The sequence below is a fragment of the Pantoea sp. JZ2 genome (assembly GCF_035191405.1).
GTDB classification, from domain to species: domain Bacteria; phylum Pseudomonadota; class Gammaproteobacteria; order Enterobacterales; family Enterobacteriaceae; genus Pantoea; species Pantoea stewartii.
In genome coordinates, this window is sequence record NZ_CP045247.1 from 4,589,568 (window position 1) to 4,607,188 (window position 17,621).

A 17,621-nucleotide genomic window follows, 5' to 3' on the forward strand; every position below is an offset into this window, starting at 1 on the left:
GACTCATCAGGGTTCATTTTTCCTGGCATTTCTAAAATTATTCAGGCGGCGTTTAAAGCGTCTGATTTTTCTTGCCACGCGCCATGCGTGCTTCAAACAATAGCCGTAACCCATGAAAGCAATCAGAAACAGAATTAACATCACCCATTCAGGTATAAAGGCAAGGTATTCTCCCAGTACGCCAATACCTGCAAGAAGTGCCGCAGCGGAAGTAATCAGGACGAAAGCCTGACGGGAAGTAAAACCGGCCCGCATAATTAAATGGTGAATATGCTGACGATCGGCAGAAAAGGGGCTCATTCCCTTGCTTAAACGACGATACATGATGGCTACCATATCCATTAAAGGAATGGCGATTAGCCACAATGCCGTAACAGGTGTAATAGGATGACTCAGGCCCTGAGTCGTTTCGAGCAAAATCCATATGATGGTGAAACCAATCATAGTGCTGCCCGCATCCCCCATAAAGACTTTGTAGCGCCGGCCCAGAAAACCGAGATTAAGAAAAACATAGGGTAATGTGGCGGCGATCATCGCGAAGCACCACATTGCGAGGCTGTGTTGGCCATCAAGGTAGAGAATAATTCCCATTGCCGCAAAGGTCACAATGGAAAGCCCCCCTAAAAGGCCATCGATGCCATCGACCATATTGAAAGCATTAATTGCTGCCCAGACAGCAAAAAGAGTGAGGACGTAACCAAACGGCCCGACAATCAATTCAACCGGGCCTATGATAAATCCGAGGCTCAGCAAATAGAGCTTGCCAAAAAACATCATCACTACAGCCACAATACCTTGTACTGTCGCGCGAATTTTTACGCTGATGTCGAACCTGTCATCCAGCGCCCCGACAAATACCAGTACGCCCGCGCAGGCCAGGTAAAGCATGGCGTGCGGCAGGTAATAATTAGTAATGTAAAAGGCGAAACAGATACCTGCATAAACGGATATGCCCCCCACCAGCGGTACTACCCCCTGGTGGCGCTTACGCATATTGGGCTTGTCAACCAGTCCAATTTTCTCGGCTGCTTTACGAGCAAGGAAAAGAAACGCCAGGGAAAAGACAAAAACTAAACCAAGCTCAGTACTCATAGTGAGTAAATTCACGTTAAACGCTCTCAGCTATCATCCTGGATACACACAATACGCGAAAGAAGGCGCATATTACCGTCCCAGATTCCGAATTCGGCATTAAGCGGTGTACGAACGGTCAACCGTCCACCACTTTCACCGTCATTATTATTACGTCTGCCAGACCACAATCCTATAGCCCGTAAATGAAAAACGCCACGTCAGAACGTGGCGTCAGAGCTATTTTACGATCTTTTAAAGTAAAAAACGCCATCCTGCTCAGATGGCGCTTAAAAGGATCAAGAGCGCTTCATCATGTCGAAGAATTCATCGTTGGTTTTGGTCATGGCCAACTTGTTGATCAGGAACTCCATCGCGTCGATTTCGCCCATTGGGTGAATAATTTTACGCAGGATCCACATTTTCTGCAGTTCTTCCTGAGAGGTTAACAGCTCTTCTTTACGTGTACCGGAACGGTTGTAATCAATGGCCGGGAAGACGCGTTTTTCCGCAATCTTACGTGAGAGATGAAGCTCCATGTTACCGGTGCCTTTAAACTCTTCGTAAATCACTTCGTCCATTTTCGAACCGGTATCCACCAGCGCAGTCGCGATAATGGTCAGGCTGCCGCCCTCTTCCACGTTACGCGCCGCACCAAAGAAACGCTTAGGACGATGCAGGGCGTTAGCATCCACACCACCTGTCAGCACTTTACCGGAGGCCGGCACCACGGTGTTATAGGCACGGGCCAGACGCGTAATGGAGTCGAGAAGAATGATGACGTCTTTTTTATGCTCAACCAGGCGCTTAGCTTTTTCGATCACCATCTCTGCGACCTGAACGTGACGCGAAGCCGGCTCATCGAAGGTTGAGGCAATCACTTCGCCTTTGACCAGGCGTTGCATCTCTGTCACTTCTTCCGGACGCTCATCGATCAGCAACACCATCAGCACGCAGTCAGGATGGTTATAGGCAATGCTCTGTGCGATGTTCTGCAGCAGCATGGTTTTACCGGCTTTTGGCGGAGCAACAATCAGGCCACGCTGACCGCGGCCAATGGGCGACGCCAGGTCCAGTACGCGCGCCGTTAAGTCTTCGGTTGATCCATTACCGCGCTCCATACGCAGACGGCTGTTAGCGTGCAGCGGCGTAAGGTTTTCAAACAGAATTTTGTTGCGCGAGTTTTCAGGCTTGTCGTAGTTGACTTCATTAACTTTCAGCAGCGCAAAATAGCGTTCACCTTCTTTTGGTGGGCGAATTTTGCCGGCGATGGTGTCACCAGTGCGGAGGTTAAAGCGGCGAATTTGGCTGGGAGAAACGTAGATGTCATCAGGACCGGCGAGGTAGGAGCTGTCTCCAGAGCGGAGGAATCCAAATCCATCCTGCAATATCTCCAGCACACCATCACCGAAGATGTCCTCGCCGCTTTTCGCGTGCTGCTTCAGGATTGAGAAAATAATGTCCTGCTTGCGCATACGAGCCTGGTTTTCCAGCCCCATATTCTCGCCGAGGGTAATCAGCTCAGAAACCGGCGTATTTTTTAATTCGGTAAGATTCATAGTGATGGGTTCTTAAACTCGGGGTAATACTCGAAATGTTTGTCGTGAATGGTATGGCAGTTAATCCATGCCTGTTCTGTTAATGACTTTTCAACTCTTCTCAACGATCGTTGTCTTGAATGATGACTGGAAGCGAGGAGTCGGTCGATTTAAGTCAGAGTAGAGCTAGTCGTTAGATTGCTAAACCGCTGGTAGGTACAGTGCGACAGGGTTTAACAAGGGAAAACTTTGAATGCTAACTACAAGGTATGATCATAGTGCAGTGAAAATAAGTTAGCACGCTTAAAAGCGAACGTCCAGCAGGAGGAAAAAATTTAACCACTGCCGAACGTTCAGCCCGCTTACGCCAGGTTGGCGTTCAGGAACTCTTTTAATTGACCTTTGGACAATGCGCCCACTTTCGTTGCAGCGACTTCACCGTTTTTAAACAGCAGCAGCGTCGGGATGCCACGAATGCCGTATTTCGGTGCGGTACCTGGGTTATCGTCAATATTCAGCTTAGCGATGGTCAGCTTGCCATCATACTCTTCTGCAACTTCATCAAGGATTGGGGCGATCATTTTACAAGGACCACACCATTCAGCCCAGAAATCTACCAGTATAACGCCGTCGGCTTTCAGCACGTCGGTGTCGAAACTGTCATCGGTCAGATGAACGATTTTATCGCTGCTCATGTTTTACTCCACAAGATTATGCCTGGCGAATTGGCGTAATATAAACCAATGTTGGTTGACTTTATTTCATCGGATACGCTTTCGTAAAGCGATAGTAAGCTGATATTCTACCACACTATGAGCAAAACACACTTAACTGAACAGAAGTTTTCCGACTTCGCCCTGCACCCACAGGTAGTGGAAGCCCTTGATAAAAAAGGGTTTCATAACTGCACGCCTATTCAGGCGTTAGCACTGCCATTTACGCTTTCAGGGCGTGATGTCGCAGGTCAGGCGCAAACCGGTACCGGCAAAACGATGGCGTTTTTAACGTCAACGTTTCATCATCTTCTTTCTCATCCTGCACCAGAGGGACGCCAGGTTAACCAACCTCGCGCGTTAATTCTGGCACCTACGCGTGAACTTGCCGTGCAAATTCATGCGGATGCAGAACCGCTGGCGGCATCGACCGGCCTGAAACTAGGCCTGGCTTACGGTGGAGACGGCTATGACAAGCAGTTAAAAGTTCTGGAAAACGGTGTCGATATTCTGGTCGGCACCACGGGTCGCTTAATTGATTATGCGAAGCAGAATCACGTCAACCTCAGCGCCATACAGGTCATGGTGCTGGACGAAGCCGATCGCATGTTCGATCTCGGCTTTATTAAAGATATTCGCTGGTTGTTCCGCCGCATGCCACCCGCAACTCAACGCCTGAGCATGCTGTTTTCGGCCACGCTCTCTTATCGCGTGCGTGAACTGGCCTTTGAGCACATGAACAGCGCCGAATACGTTGAAGTCGAGCCGGAACAAAAAACGGGCCACCGCATTAAAGAAGAGCTTTTCTATCCTTCCAACGAAGAGAAAATGCGTTTGCTGCAAACGCTGGTGGAAGAAGAATGGCCCGATCGCGCGATTATTTTCGCCAATACAAAACATCGCTGTGAAGATATCTGGGGCCATCTGGCTGCGGACGGTCACCGTGTCGGCTTGCTGACCGGCGATGTGGCTCAGAAGAAGCGTTTACGCATTCTGGATGACTTTACCAAAGGTGACATCGATATCCTGGTGGCGACCGATGTTGCGGCACGTGGCCTGCACATTCCCGCAGTGACACATGTCTTTAACTACGATCTGCCTGATGACCGCGAGGACTACGTTCATCGCATTGGCCGTACAGGACGCGCAGGGGCAAGCGGCCACTCAATCAGCCTGGCATGCGAAGAGTACGCGTTAAATCTGCCGGGTATTGAAGAGTACATTGGTCACAGTATTCCGGTGAGCAAATACAACAGCGATGCGCTGTTAAGTGAACTCCCGCCGCCGAAACGTCTGACGCGTAATCGTACAGGCAACGGTCAGCGTCGTGGCGGAAATAACGCCAGTCGTCGCGGTGCTCCACGTCATAACAACCGTAAACGTTCGGGTTAAGTTCACCATGCTAAGCGCATCGACACTCTATGCTGCGATTGATTTAGGATCTAACAGCTTCCACATGCTGGTAGTCAGCGAAGTGTCTGGCAGTATTCAGACTATCGCCAAAATCAAACGCAAGGTGCGCCTGGCTGCTGGCCTGGACAGCGCCAATCATTTGTCAGCTGAAGCGATGGCGCGGGGCTGGCAATGTCTGCGGCTTTTCTCGGAACAACTTCAGGATATTCCGCCTGACCAGATTCGGGTGGTGGCGACGGCTACGCTGCGTATTGCAGCAAATGCGCAGGTCTTTCTGGACAAGGCTCAACAGATTCTGGGCTGTGCCGTCAATGTGATTAGCGGTGAAGAAGAAGCCCGTCTGATTTATCAAGGTGTGGCGCACACCACCGGCGGCTCCGATCAACGTCTGGTTGTCGATATCGGCGGCGGCAGTACCGAGTTAGCCACCGGTGACGGCTCCCATGCCAGCGTGCTGTTTAGTTTGCAGATGGGCTGTGTCACATGGCTGGAACGCTTCTTTGGCGATCGTCATCTGGCGCAGGAAAATTTTGACCAGGCAGAACAGGCCGCCAAAGCCATGCTGCAACCCATTTCGGCAGAACTGCGCAAACAGAGCTGGCAGGTTTGCGTCGGTGCATCCGGCACCGTGCAGGCGTTACAGGAAATCATGGTGGCGCAGGGCATGGATGAGCGCATCACCCTGAGCAAACTCCAGCAGTTAAAGCAGCGCGCTATTCAATGTGGCAAGCTGGAAGAGCTTGAAATCGAAGGACTGACGCTGGAACGTGCGCTTGTGTTTCCCAGTGGGCTCTCAATCCTGATCGCCATTTTTCAGGAACTCAATATCGACAGCATGACGCTGGCCGGTGGTGCACTGCGCGAAGGGCTGGTGTACGGAATGCTGCACTTACCTGTTGATCGTGATATTCGCAGCCGTACCCTGCAAAATGTTCAGCGCAGGTTCAACATTGATGTGTGCCAGGCCGATCGGGTACGTCAGCTGGCTGAAAGTTTCTTTCGCCAGGTCAGCGTGGTCTGGAAACTGGATCAGCGCTGTCGGGAATTACTGCTGAGCGCCTGTGCTATCCACGAAATCGGGCTGAGCGTCGATTTCCGTCAGGCACCTCAGCATGCTGCCTACCTGGTTCGCCATCTTGATCTGCCGGGTTTTACGCCCGCGCAAAAAAAGCTGATCGCCTGCTTACTGCAAAACCAAAGCGGCAGCATCGATCTTGCGTTACTGACCCAACAAAATGCCGTACCGCCGCGTCTGGCAGAGCGCCTGTGTCGCCTGCTGCGCCTGTCGATTATCTTTTCCAGTCGCCGTCGCGATGACACCCTACCTGCCGTACGTATGCAGGCCGATGATGAAGCGCTGAATGTCACATTGCCGGCGGGCTGGCTGGATGTACATCCGCTTCGGGCGGAACTGCTTGAACAGGAAAGCCATTACCAGTCCTATGTACACTGGCAGTTATCGCTGACCTGAGTGTTTGCGGTTACGCCCGATCGGCGCATTAACCTTTTTTCGCCTTTTCCAGCATCGCCCGTAATCCGGCCACCCGACTCTGGCCGGTTTTCATTCGCTCTTCAGCACTGACCACCTTACGCTCGGTTTCCCACACCACATCATCCTGCGGCAGCTCCAGCAAAAAGCGGCTGGGCTCGGGGCGAACCAGTTCACCATACTGACGGCGCTCACGGCATAAGGTGAACGTCAGCTCTTTCTGCGCACGGGTGATACCGACATAGGCCAGACGGCGCTCTTCTTCAACGTTATTTTCATCAATACTGCTCTGATGCGGGAGCAATCCTTCTTCCATGCCAACCAGGAAAACATAGGGAAATTCCAGCCCTTTAGACGCATGCAACGTCATCAGCTGCACCTGGTCTGACTCGTCGTCACTTTCCCCGCGCTCCATCATGTCGCGCAACGTAAACCGCGTGACGACCTGGGCCAGCGTCATCGGCTCATCCAGATCGCTCCCTTCCAGCATTTCCGTCATCCATTGAAACAGCGTATTGACGTTTTTCATGCGCATTTCAGCGGCTTTAGGGCTACCGGAGGTTTCAAACAGCCAGCTTTCATAATCGATGCCGCGAATCAAATCACGGACAGCGTTGACGGGTTCCCGCTCACTGAGCTGGATAATCTCATTGAGCCAGTGAGTGAAGCGCTGCAGATGCTCAAGACCGCGGCCGGTCAGGGTCTGCCCCAGTCCCACATCGAAGCTGGCGTTAAAAAGACTTTTACTGCGGATAGTGGCCCATTCACCCAGTTTTTGCAGCGTCGCCGGGCCAATTTCACGCCGGGGAGTATTCACAATCCGTAAAAAGGCGCTGTCATCATCGGGGTTAGTGAGTACGCGTAAATACGCTAACAGATCTTTTATTTCTGGCCGTGAGAAAAAGGAGGTGCCACCTGAAATCCGGTAAGGGATACGGTTCTGCATCAAGAATTTTTCGAATACCCGGGACTGGTGATTCCCCCGGTACAGAATGGCGTAATCTTTATATTGCGTTTTATTGATAAAGTGATGAGCAATCAGTTCACCCGTTACCCGCTCGGCTTCGTGTTCTTCACTGTTTGCGCTCAGCACTTTCAGTTCACTACCGATACCCAGTTCAGAAAACAGGCGCTTCTCGAACACGTGCGGATTGTTGGCAATCAGGATATTGGCAGCTTTAAGGATACGCTGTGAAGATCGGTAATTCTGCTCAAGCTTCACCACTTCCAGCGTCGGGAAATCCTCATTCAGCAGGACCAGATTTTGCGGCCGCGCTCCGCGCCAGGAATAAATCGACTGATCGTCATCGCCAACGACAGTAAAACGCGCTCTGGCACCCACCAGCAATTTAACCAGTTCGTACTGGCTGGTATTGGTATCCTGATATTCATCGACCAGCAGATAGCGAATACGTTGCTGCCAGCGCTCGCGCACTTCCTGATTACGCTGTAGCAGAAGGGTCGGCAACAAGATCAGGTCGTCAAAATCCAGCACATTACAGGCTTTAAGGTGCTGATCATACAAGGCATAGCAGTGCGCGAAAACGTTATCGCGCTCCGAACGGGCTAATGCCGCCGCCTTGGGCGGATCAACCAAATCATTTTTCCAGTTGGAAAGGGTGGAAATCAACTGCTGCAGTAAGGTCTTGTCCTCTTCCAGCCACTGGCTGGTCAGGTCTTTAAGCAGGGCCAGTTGATCCTGGTCGTCGAACAGGGAAAAGTTAGACTTCATTCCCAGCGCCGCATATTCGCGCTTAATAATCTCCAGTCCCAGGGTATGGAATGTCGAGATCATCAGGCCGCGCGCCTCCTTACGCCCCAGCGTTTGCGCGACGCGCTCTTTCATTTCACGTGAGGCTTTATTCGTGAACGTCACGGCCGCAATGTGGCGCGCCTGGTAACCGCACTCCCGAATCAGATGTGCGATCTTATTGGTGATAACGCGGGTTTTACCCGAGCCAGCCCCCGCCAGCACCAGACAGGGACCGGTGACAAATTCGACGGCACGTTGTTGGCTGGAGTTTAAACGCATAGGGAATCGCTCTGTTGAAATAAGATACCCGCTTCGCCTCACACGCGTGCCAACGGCATGAACGCGGTGCCGTTAACGTCTCTGCGATTTGAAAAGACGGGTTTATAATGGAGGGCAATTATACACAACAGAGACACCATCATGGCGAAAACTGCCGCGGCTTTACATATTCTGGTGAAACAGGAGGCAGAGGCGAGAGTCTTGCTGGAGAAGTTGAAAAAAGGGGAGAATTTCCAGCAGCTTGCTAAAAAACACTCCATCTGCCCTTCAGGCCGAAACGGCGGCGATCTGGGTGAATTCCGGCGGGGAAAGATGGTAGCTGCATTTGATAAAGCGGCCTTCACCTGCCCACTGTTACAACCCTTTGGGCCGGTGAAAACCGCGTTTGGTTACCACATCATCAAAGTGCTCTATCGCACCTGATTATTTTTTGCTTTTCATCTGCTGCAATACCCGGCTGCACTGATTTTCATCATTATCGCTGGGGGAAATCAGTGCCAGTAAGGCCGCCGCCGGTGCTACCACGGCACCCAGGGCAACGGCTGCCGCACCACGCGCCAGTAGTGGCCCGGTCTTCACACCGGCATCCGGATTTTTAAACGTACCGCGGACGTACAGCGGTGAGCGCAGGGTCACGATACGAATGCCTTTACTCTCTGGATTCACAGACAGGTCCAGACGTTCTGTGGCGAAATTCGCATTTCCCGTCACGTTGATGACCGCATTTTCCGTATCGAACACAAACAGGTTTGGCGTGGCCAGACCGTTTTGCAATTTCAGATCCGTTGCCGCACAGTTGATGCGCACCTCATCATCACCGAATAGCTTACCAACCAGATAGTTACCGACATTTAATCCGGCAATCTCCATCAGATTGCGGCTAATCAGCCCGTCGTTCATTAGCAGCTTGAGTTGGCCGTTACTGGTTGCGAGCAGGTCAGCCACAGAATTGCCCGTGCCCGTCAAGCTGGCATCACCGTTAAGCTGCCCCAGACTGTTTTGCATTGCCTGTACATTGGGAAACAACTGGCGCAGGCGAAGTTTGCGCGCATGAATATCCGCGCGGCCTCGCATGGGAGAGCGATCGCCTTCTAAACGAATAGTGCTGTTCAGGTTGCCCCCGGCCATACCAAAACGCAGCGGATCGAGCAGTAGATTACCGTTATCAAGCTGCAAATGCGTGTAAAGATCGCTTAACGGCAAGGAATTACTGTGTTCGATACGTTTACCACTGAACTTCACGTCAGCATCCATCACCGACCAGTTTTTCGTATCGAATTGATCATGAGGCAAAACACGATCGGCAGGCTGTGTCGATTTTTCGCCGCGCTTTGCCTTAGCCTGTTGCGTTTTCTCACTGCCTTTGCCGGAGTCAACGCCAATAAGCGGCCCCAAATCTGCCATACGCAATTGGTCAGATCGCAGTTCCCCTACCAGTTTAGGGCGAGGTTTGCCCTGGCTGTAGGTCAGGGAGCCATGAATATCGCTATCGCCAATGTGCCCATTGAATGCCTGATAGCGGAAAACAGACCCGTCTTTACCAGTGAATTTAGCAATAAGGCGACCATCTGTTTCATAGGGCGGCGTATCCGGTAATAACACGCCCGTCAGGCCATACAGATTCGCCAGTGTGTCGCCAGAAAAACGCAAACGCACATCCAGTCCGCCCAGATTTAACGGATCCTGCACACCGCCGGAAAGCTGTACCCGTGTAGTACCGTTACGGACATCCGCCTGCACCGGGAACGGTGTCGTCTGGCTTCGCAGTGATAACATGCCGCCGAGCTTACCCTGGCCCGTGAGTTTTTCATTGTTATAGCGCCCTTCGGCCTGCCAGCCGAAAACAAAGTCGCCCGCCCCTTTTTGGCTGTCGTCTCCACCCGCGATTTGCGCGAAAGGCACAGGTTTGCCAAGCGAATTGAGTTTCACAGTGACATCAGCCTTGTTAACCGCATCGCGATAAAGCAGGGTTCCCTGATCGAACAGAATATTGTCCAGCCGAAATGACCAGGCGGAAGGCGGCGCATTGTCGTCTTTGCTGTCACTCTCAGCGAGCGTAAACGTCCAGTTGTTTTTCTTGTCGGCGGTTTGAATCAACCGGGCATCCGGCTGCTGTAGCTTTATCCAGGGGATAAAGACTTGTTTGTGCAGCAGTGCCAGCGGCGCAAGCGTTGCGTCGACGCGCTGGAGATGAATCATAGTGACATCGGGAATATCAGGCGGATTGCCCAGCATGATGTCTTCGGCATGCAGATGCGGCCAGGGGATAAAACTGCGCCATCCCGGTTCGTCGCGTTGTCGTTTCCACGCGATACCCAAATCACCACGAATGGCAAAAGGTCGGTTCAGTTCTGCTGAGACTTTTTTGTTGATGGTCGGCTTCAGGCGATTCCAGTCGAATGTGGCAATGACAATGACCACGACGACGATCACCAGGACTAAAATTCCCGCTATCCAACTGACTATTTTTCCAGCGCGTGACATTAGGCATCCTCCCTGCTCTTTCACGGTCTCCGTTAAAGATAGTCGAGAGCGAGCCGGAAGGGATCAATCAAGCTGGACAGGCAGGTACGCCAGTTCCGAAAAAGGGGCGGGGCGTGAGAAAAAATATCCCTGCGCCGCAATGGCCGGAGAGGCTTTTACCTGCTCCCATTCATCCTGCGTTTCCACGCCTTCAACAATAACGCCGTTACAGTAGCGGTTAATCAGCGACAACAGCATAGGAAAGAGTGTTCGCCCTTCCCCCGATGCACACAACAAAATAAACAATTCGCGCGACAACTTGATGTAGTCGTATTTCAGCTCCGTCAGGGCAGAAAAATTTGCCATCCCTGAGCCGAAATCATCCAGCCAGAGCGGCCCCAACTCCGGCATTTGCGCCACCATCTCTTCCTGAGGCAAAACGTGGTGCTCGGTCAGTTCAAAGCGCACCCAGGGCAATCGGGTGATAAGGCTGCGAATCGGCAGATGATGTTGTATTAATGACAGAGAGGGGCCGTCAATATTGACTGATGCCATGACCTCATTATCGGCAAAGAAAGCTTCCCACTGGCTGAGCAACGTTAACTGCTCCTGCACAACGTCAAGGCGCTCTGCTATCTCCAGCTCAGCAAAATACGCTTCCGGGGAGAGTTTTTTTTCAGGTTCAGACGGATGCATGACCGCCGTCAGCAACTCAATCGCCAACAGCCGCCCAGAGACTTTGTAGATAGGCTGAAAGGTATACTGGCGTTGACACTGTCGCCAGAAGAGGCGCTTTTTCTGCTGGGGAGTGATGTCAACTGAAGAAGGTAGCCATTGACTAATATTCTCCATAACCATGGTCTTTTCCTGGTTGATAGTAAGCGCCTTCATTTGGGCGGCTTAGCGGTAATTATCGTTTGTATTTCGATACATAGTGAAAATCTGGCCACATAGGAGCCACGAGTCTACGCGAGTTTTGACACGACAATCGCCGAAACAGGGCGCGTTATCGGGTTAATTATCATGTTTTAGCGCCCTAAATTAAATTAAAACACTGTTTTAAAAAGTTGACGACAGGCCTTACAAACGCGAGACTGAAGCGAACTTTTACTACAGGCCTGAAACCATGACGCAGATAAAGATCGCTATTATTGGTGAGTGCATGATTGAGTTGTCCGAGAAGGGTGAGAACCTCAAACGCGGCTTTGGCGGTGACACGCTGAATACTGCGGTTTATCTGGCCCGGCAGGTCAGTCAACAGGATGTACGGGTTGATTATGTCACCGCACTGGGCATTGATCCCTTTAGCGGAGAGATGATGACTCGCTGGCAGGCGGAAAACGTCAATACTGCACTGATCCAGCGCCTTGAAAACAAAATGCCGGGTTTGTACATGATCCAAACCGACGATCAGGGCGAACGCTCCTTTTGGTACTGGCGCAGTGATGCGGCAGCCCGTTACTGGCTTGATGGCCCGGGTGCCGACGACATTTGCCAACAGCTTAAACATTACGACTATCTTTATCTGAGCGGAATCAGCCTGGCTATCCTGCCTGACGACAGTCGCGCCCGGCTCATGCAACTGCTCGCAGACTGTCGGGCAAACGGGGGGAAAGTGATATTTGATAATAATTACCGCCCGCGCTTGTGGAAAGATAAGGTCACTACTCGCCAGGCTTACCGGACAATGCTCGAAAACACGGATATGGCGTTCCTGACGCTGGATGACGAGCACCAGTTATGGGGCGAACAGTCTGTTGAGGACGTCATTGCCCGCGCACGTGATGCGGGCGTAAAGGAAGTCGTCATCAAACGCGGGGCAGAATCGTGCCTGATTGCGTTTGAAGACCAGCCATTGGCCGAGGTACCTTCCGTCGCGCTGCCAAAAGAAAAGATTGTCGATACCACGGCCGCCGGGGATTCATTCAGTGCGGGCTACCTGGCCAGGCGACTTGTCGGCGCGACGACAGAAGAAGCGGCACGGCGCGGTCATCTCACCGCAAGCACAGTGATTCAGTACCGCGGTGCGATCATTCCGCGTTCGGCAATGCCGGAATGATTGCCAGTCGCTCATAACGGGGACACCGGTACAGGCAGCATGTCTGTGCCTGAAGGAAAACGGGGGTGGATACGAAGCGCATTAATCTGGTCTGTCTGGTATACGCGACAGGGAAAAAGCGTCAGGCTTTTACAAAGCGAGTGGGTGTAAGACGCAGATTATTGAGCCAAATCCCCCCATCCTGTTTTTCAAAAACCGCGGTACGAAGCCCAGACGTTATCCGCAGGCAAAGGATATTCAACGATACGGTACCGCCTGCGCTCGCTGAAGAGAGCTTCGATGGCATAGCTTTTGCCATCAACGCAAAGGCGCAGAATGACGTCGATACGCTAACAGCGTTGGCAGAAAACCGTGGGACACCGTAGTAAAGCCGCCAAAACTGTTCACGAAGGTAAATCAAGGGGATAGTTCCGTGATCCGGAGGGCTGTTACTGAAACGCCACCTGAACGCCTTCTGGAGAGTTGACGGTCAGGATACACTGACGATTAATAAGCCCCCATGAAGCGGGACGATATATTGAGCCGCAATGGCATCGTACCGTCCGGCATCCAGACATTATGTTTCCTGAAACATCACAGGGGAATAAATTCCTGCTATTTCCGTCAGGGCAACATGAAAAACCGCTCATTTAGCTTAAGTCAGCTCAGCCGTTTTAACGCCGTCGCCTCTGGTCCTCATCTGTTAACAGTTTCTAATCTTAATGCGTTTTTATTCCTTTTAAATTATCAAGTTAGCCAGGCAGCTTCAACGCCAGGCATAGTCCGAATCTCATGTATAAACCGCTTTTAGGTTGGACGATTACATTAAAACAGGCCATCTTTTAAACAGCGACAGCAGGATGCTGTTCTCACGGCCGCGAACAAAACAACGACAACATCTCTCGCATCAGGACACTGCTATGAATACAGAAATTATTAATATCTGGCCAAATGGTGATGCGCCAGGCGCCAGCGATTCTCGTGCTCAGCCCCAGATTGTGGATACCGCAAAAGAGTATGAACCCTACGACCGCGTAGCAACCGGTGTACGCTGCCCGGAAATGGCTATCTGGCATCCTGTTGAATCCAATGGCATCACCTTGCTGGTTGCGCCAGGGGGCGGCTACCAGCGCATCATGATTGATCGTGAAGGCAGTGCGCTGGCAACGTTCTTTACTTCGATGGGTTATACCCTGGCGGTAATGACTTATCGCCTGCCCTATGATGGACATCACGAAGGACCAGATGCACCGCTGGCCGACGCACAGCGCGCCGTGCGCGTACTACGTGAACGGGCACAGCGCGGGCTAAACGGAAAATATATTGTGATGATGGGCTTTTCTGCTGGCGGCCACGTCACCGCGAGCCTGGGTACGCGTTTCGGCGAAAAACTTTATCCCGTTCAGGACAGTGCAGAAAACCTGTCGCCTCGGCCGGATGCAATGGTTCTGGTTTATCCGGTCATCAGTATGCGCGATGGTCTGGCCCATGAAGGATCACGCACACGCTTATTAGGTGCCTGGCCCGATCAAAAAACTATTGATGCTTATTCACTCGAGACCCGGGTTCACAGTCAGGTGCCGCCTACGTTGCTGATTCATGCCGCCGATGATGATGACGTGCCAGTGAATAACAGCATGGTATTTTTTAGCGCGTTACGGGAACATAACGTCCCCGTGGAAGTGCATTTTTATCAGAAAGGCGGGCACGGCTTCGGCATTCGTGGTGTAGCGGATTTGCCCCTTGCCAGCTGGCCGATGCTGGTGACCGAATGGCTCAGGGCAAAAACCTGATTAATCAGGAGGCCGGTGGGGCAGCGTCACCTGCGGGGCTGCTCTCCGGCTGGCTGACGTCAGTGCCGCCTGACTGCGCTGCCGACGGAGCAGGTTCCCCCATCAGTTTGTCCCAGTCAGCTTTAAGGCTTTTCACATTGGTTTCTGTTTCGCCTTCCGGCTGAATCAGCACCATCATGAGTTCCTGACTGAGCTGCTGCCGTAATTCCTGATTCATCTGATCACGTGTCAGACCTGCCAGGAAATCCTGCCGCAACTTTTGATACTGTTCCGGCGCGATATCCACCACAGAATTACGTTGCGAGCGCAGGCGCTGACTGATCAGCACGTCCGTATCAGTGCGAGCATAGGTGGTAAACAGCTTATTCAGTTCCAGCAGCTTCTGAGCCATCAGCGCGTCAAACTCTTCCTGAGGCAAACCGTTATCGCGTACGGCGGCCAGCTCACGTGCCACCAGATTCATATTCTGTTCCAGGCTGTCGTTGCGCGTGTCCATATTAATGGAACACTGGGCGCGTTGATAAAGCACCCGGCAATCAAAGCCAACCTGAACGCCCTGCGCTTTGCTGTTGCTCAACGCACGTTGAACGTGCCAGAACAGCGCCTCACGCGCCAGGTCGCCCCGCCAGTAACGCTGGAGGTTTTGTGAATCACGGATAGGCTGCCAGGGTGTATCCCACACCAGAGAAAGGCGGTCCTGCGCACCACTGCCGCTTACCAGATTCACTGGATCATGCGGTAACGGGGACAAGGTCGGCACCGGCGCAGCCGAACTGCGCTTGCCTTCCAGCGAGGAGAACGCTTTATTGATCTGCTCAGAAAAACTACGGCTGTCGACATTGCCGACCACATACAGAGTGATGGCATCCGGCGTGTACCACTGCTGATAAAAGCTTTTTAGCTGTGCGATATCCACCGGCGCGCGCGGTTTCTCTGCCGGATCGTGTGCTAATAGCGCGGACCCTTTCAGTCTGTAGCGCCACCAGACATCCTGCGTATCCGTTGGCCAGGTTTTAACCGGATCGGAAGCAGATAACGCGGTGTCCACCACCTGATTAGTGATCGCCATATCGCCAGCCGTCGCAGCCAGCCAGTTCAGGGCTTCCTTTAACAGGTCTGGACGGTTATTGGGTAAGCTTAAGTTATACTGCGTGTAATCATACGATGTGATGACGGGCGGTAACGGGCGCTGTGGATCGATGCCCTGCTGCCATAAAGCACGCTGCTGATTTGTATCCAGTGCGGTGTTATGAACCAGCGCCAGACGTGACAAAAGGTGGCTAAAACCGGTTTGCTGCGCACTTTCTACCAGTGAGCCTGTGTTAACCACCATACGCAATTCAATGCGGTCGCTTGGCCGTTGCGGTGTTGCCAACAGTTGCCAGCTAAATCCGTTGTCCAGTTTTCCCTGTTGCCAGGCTGGATCAGGTTGCAGCGTTTCAGCGGATGCACCGTAACTGGTCGCTGCCAGCACTAGTCCACCAACCAAAAGCCGAATTCTGGTGCCCTGCATGTGAACCCCTACTCAAACAATTCAAAAAATCGTTATCACTGGCACGTTTAGCCGCGTTTATAAGCGAACCGGTCATTGCCGATTCGCGCTGCCGATCATTAACAACAGGTTTGACCACAGGAAGACCGGGATGTCACGCAACGAAGTGAAAAACGTTGAAAAAAAACAAGTGGGGTTATTATCCAAATGCCCGCTGTCAGGGCAAGTGACAGCGGGCATTTGAGAGGATTAAATCACATTCAAGGATTAAATCGTGGTTTCAGACGGGTCTTTTGCGCCATTTTTGCCCGCTAATGTCTCACCCAACTGTTTTTTATCCAGTTGATCAACCCATTTCGCGACCACAACGGTTGCTACGCCATTACCTACCAGGTTCGTCAGCGCACGGGCTTCTGACATAAAGCGGTCGATACCCAAAATCAGCGCCAGGCCGGCGACGGGTAAATGTCCCACTGCCGACAGTGTTGCAGCCAGAACAATAAAGCCGCTGCCTGTAACGCCCGCCGCCCCTTTAGAAGAGAGCAGTAATACCACCAGCAGGGTAACCTGATGGAAGATATCCATATGCGCATTTGTTGCCTGAGCAATGAAAACGGCCGCCATCGTCAGGTAGATAGAGGTACCGTCCAGGTTAAAGGAGTAACCTGTGGGAATGACCAGTCCCACCACGGATTTCTTACAACCCAGCCGCTCCATCTTATCCAGCATACGCGGCAGCGCCGATTCGGATGAGGACGTCCCCAGAACAATCAGCAGTTCTTCTTTAATGTAGGCAATGAATTTGAAGATGCTAAAGCCACCGAAGAGGCGGGCAATCAGCCCCAGCACAACGACTACAAACAGCACACAGGTAATATAGAAACAGATAATGAGCTGGCCAAGCTGCACCAGTGAACCTACGCCATATTTACCAATGGTAAAGGCCATGGCACCAAAGGCCCCGATAGGCGCCAGGCGCATAATCATATTGATAATGCCGAAAATGACCTTTGAGAAGCTCTCGATCACATTGAAAATCAATGTGCCCGTGTTGCCCAGACGATGCAATGCGAAGCCAAACAGCACGGCAAACAGTAATACCTGCAGGATATTGCCACTGGCGAAGGCGCCAATCACGCTACCCGGAATCACATCCAGTAAAAAGGCCACAATGCCTTGCTGCTCAGCCTGTTGCGCATAGATGGCAACCGCTTTGGCATCCAGCGTCGCAGGATCAACGTTCATTCCCGCGCCAGGTTGCACAACGTTAACGACGATCAGGCCGATAATCAGCGCAAGGGTACTGACGATTTCAAAGTAAAGCAGCGCAACCGCACCGGTGCGACCCACGGCTTTCATGCTTTCCATTCCGGCAATACCGGTAACGACTGTGCAGAAAATCACGGGGGCGATGATCATCTTGATCAGTTTAACAAAGCCATCCCCTAGCGGCTTCATCTGCGTCCCTAAATCAGGATAGAAATGGCCCAGAAGCACGCCGATGGCGATGGCGACCAGAACCTGGAAATAAAGGCTTTTAAATAGTTTCATAAACAGGTATCCACTAACGAGAGGTAAT

General features: G+C 52.1%; 13 protein-coding genes. 5 read left to right on the forward strand and 8 right to left on the reverse strand.

The features are described 5' to 3' along the window. Positions 1-6 precede the first annotated feature (6 nt). The 3 genes from wecA to trxA form a co-directional block, all read right to left on the reverse strand. Positions 7-1,092 (reverse strand): UDP-N-acetylglucosamine--undecaprenyl-phosphate N-acetylglucosaminephosphotransferase, encoded by a 1,086-nt coding sequence (wecA, locus tag GC087_RS22185; protein ID WP_033737346.1) that lies wholly within the window; start codon positions 1,090-1,092, stop codon positions 7-9. A gap of 278 nt (positions 1,093-1,370) precedes the next feature. Beyond that, the gene (rho, locus tag GC087_RS22190) at positions 1,371-2,630 is read right to left on the reverse strand and encodes a transcription termination factor Rho (protein ID WP_006121431.1); all 1,260 of its coding nucleotides are present in this window, start codon (positions 2,628-2,630) and stop codon (positions 1,371-1,373) included. A 341-nt stretch (positions 2,631-2,971) separates the two neighbouring features. After that, positions 2,972-3,304: a thioredoxin TrxA gene (gene trxA / locus GC087_RS22195; RefSeq protein WP_006121430.1), complete on the reverse strand. Its 333-nt coding sequence runs from the start codon at positions 3,302-3,304 to the stop codon at positions 2,972-2,974. Positions 3,305-3,421: 117 nt separating this feature from the next. Here trxA and rhlB point away from each other — a divergent pair, with 117 nt between their 5' ends. Together rhlB and gppA are read left to right on the forward strand one after the other, a co-directional pair. Beyond that, the gene (gene rhlB / locus GC087_RS22200) at positions 3,422-4,714 is read left to right on the forward strand and encodes an ATP-dependent RNA helicase RhlB (protein WP_033737345.1); all 1,293 of its coding nucleotides are present in this window, start codon (positions 3,422-3,424) and stop codon (positions 4,712-4,714) included. 7 nt (positions 4,715-4,721) lie between these two features. Then, positions 4,722-6,206, forward strand: a complete 1,485-nt coding sequence (gppA, locus tag GC087_RS22205; RefSeq protein ID WP_006121428.1) for a guanosine-5'-triphosphate,3'-diphosphate diphosphatase — start codon at positions 4,722-4,724, stop codon at positions 6,204-6,206. A 28-nt stretch (positions 6,207-6,234) separates the two neighbouring features. Here the strand turns inward: gppA and rep are convergent, their stop codons facing one another. Further along, a complete protein-coding gene (rep, locus tag GC087_RS22210) occupies positions 6,235-8,256 on the reverse strand; it encodes a DNA helicase Rep (protein WP_033737343.1) in 2,022 nt (673 codons plus the stop codon). A gap of 141 nt (positions 8,257-8,397) precedes the next feature. On the opposite strand from rep, the gene ppiC reads away from it, so the two are divergent. Beyond that, positions 8,398-8,679, forward strand: a complete 282-nt coding sequence (gene ppiC / locus GC087_RS22215; RefSeq protein ID WP_324029369.1) for a peptidylprolyl isomerase PpiC — start codon at positions 8,398-8,400, stop codon at positions 8,677-8,679. On the opposite strand, the gene GC087_RS22220 is transcribed toward ppiC, so the two are convergent. Then, positions 8,680-10,740, reverse strand: coding sequence for an AsmA family protein (locus GC087_RS22220; protein ID WP_324029371.1), 2,061 nt, complete (start codon positions 10,738-10,740; stop codon positions 8,680-8,682). 63 nt (positions 10,741-10,803) lie between these two features. Continuing rightward, on the reverse strand, positions 10,804-11,577 hold the full coding sequence (gene pdeH, locus GC087_RS22225) for a cyclic-guanylate-specific phosphodiesterase (RefSeq protein WP_033737337.1): 774 nt from the start codon (positions 11,575-11,577) through the stop codon (positions 10,804-10,806). 268 nt (positions 11,578-11,845) lie between these two features. On the opposite strand from pdeH, the gene GC087_RS22230 reads away from it, so the two are divergent. After that, a complete protein-coding gene (locus GC087_RS22230) occupies positions 11,846-12,778 on the forward strand; it encodes a 2-dehydro-3-deoxygluconokinase (protein ID WP_324029372.1) in 933 nt (310 codons plus the stop codon). An 899-nt stretch (positions 12,779-13,677) separates the two neighbouring features. Continuing rightward, the gene (locus GC087_RS22235; RefSeq protein ID WP_006121422.1) at positions 13,678-14,550 is read left to right on the forward strand and encodes an alpha/beta hydrolase; all 873 of its coding nucleotides are present in this window, start codon (positions 13,678-13,680) and stop codon (positions 14,548-14,550) included. 4 nt (positions 14,551-14,554) lie between these two features. Here the strand turns inward: GC087_RS22235 and GC087_RS22240 are convergent, their stop codons facing one another. Beyond that, on the reverse strand, positions 14,555-16,063 hold the full coding sequence (locus GC087_RS22240) for a M16 family metallopeptidase (protein WP_033737328.1): 1,509 nt from the start codon (positions 16,061-16,063) through the stop codon (positions 14,555-14,557). 246 nt (positions 16,064-16,309) lie between these two features. Further along, on the reverse strand, positions 16,310-17,599 hold the full coding sequence (locus tag GC087_RS22245; RefSeq protein WP_324030672.1) for a dicarboxylate/amino acid:cation symporter: 1,290 nt from the start codon (positions 17,597-17,599) through the stop codon (positions 16,310-16,312). Positions 17,600-17,621: the final 22 nt, after the last annotated feature.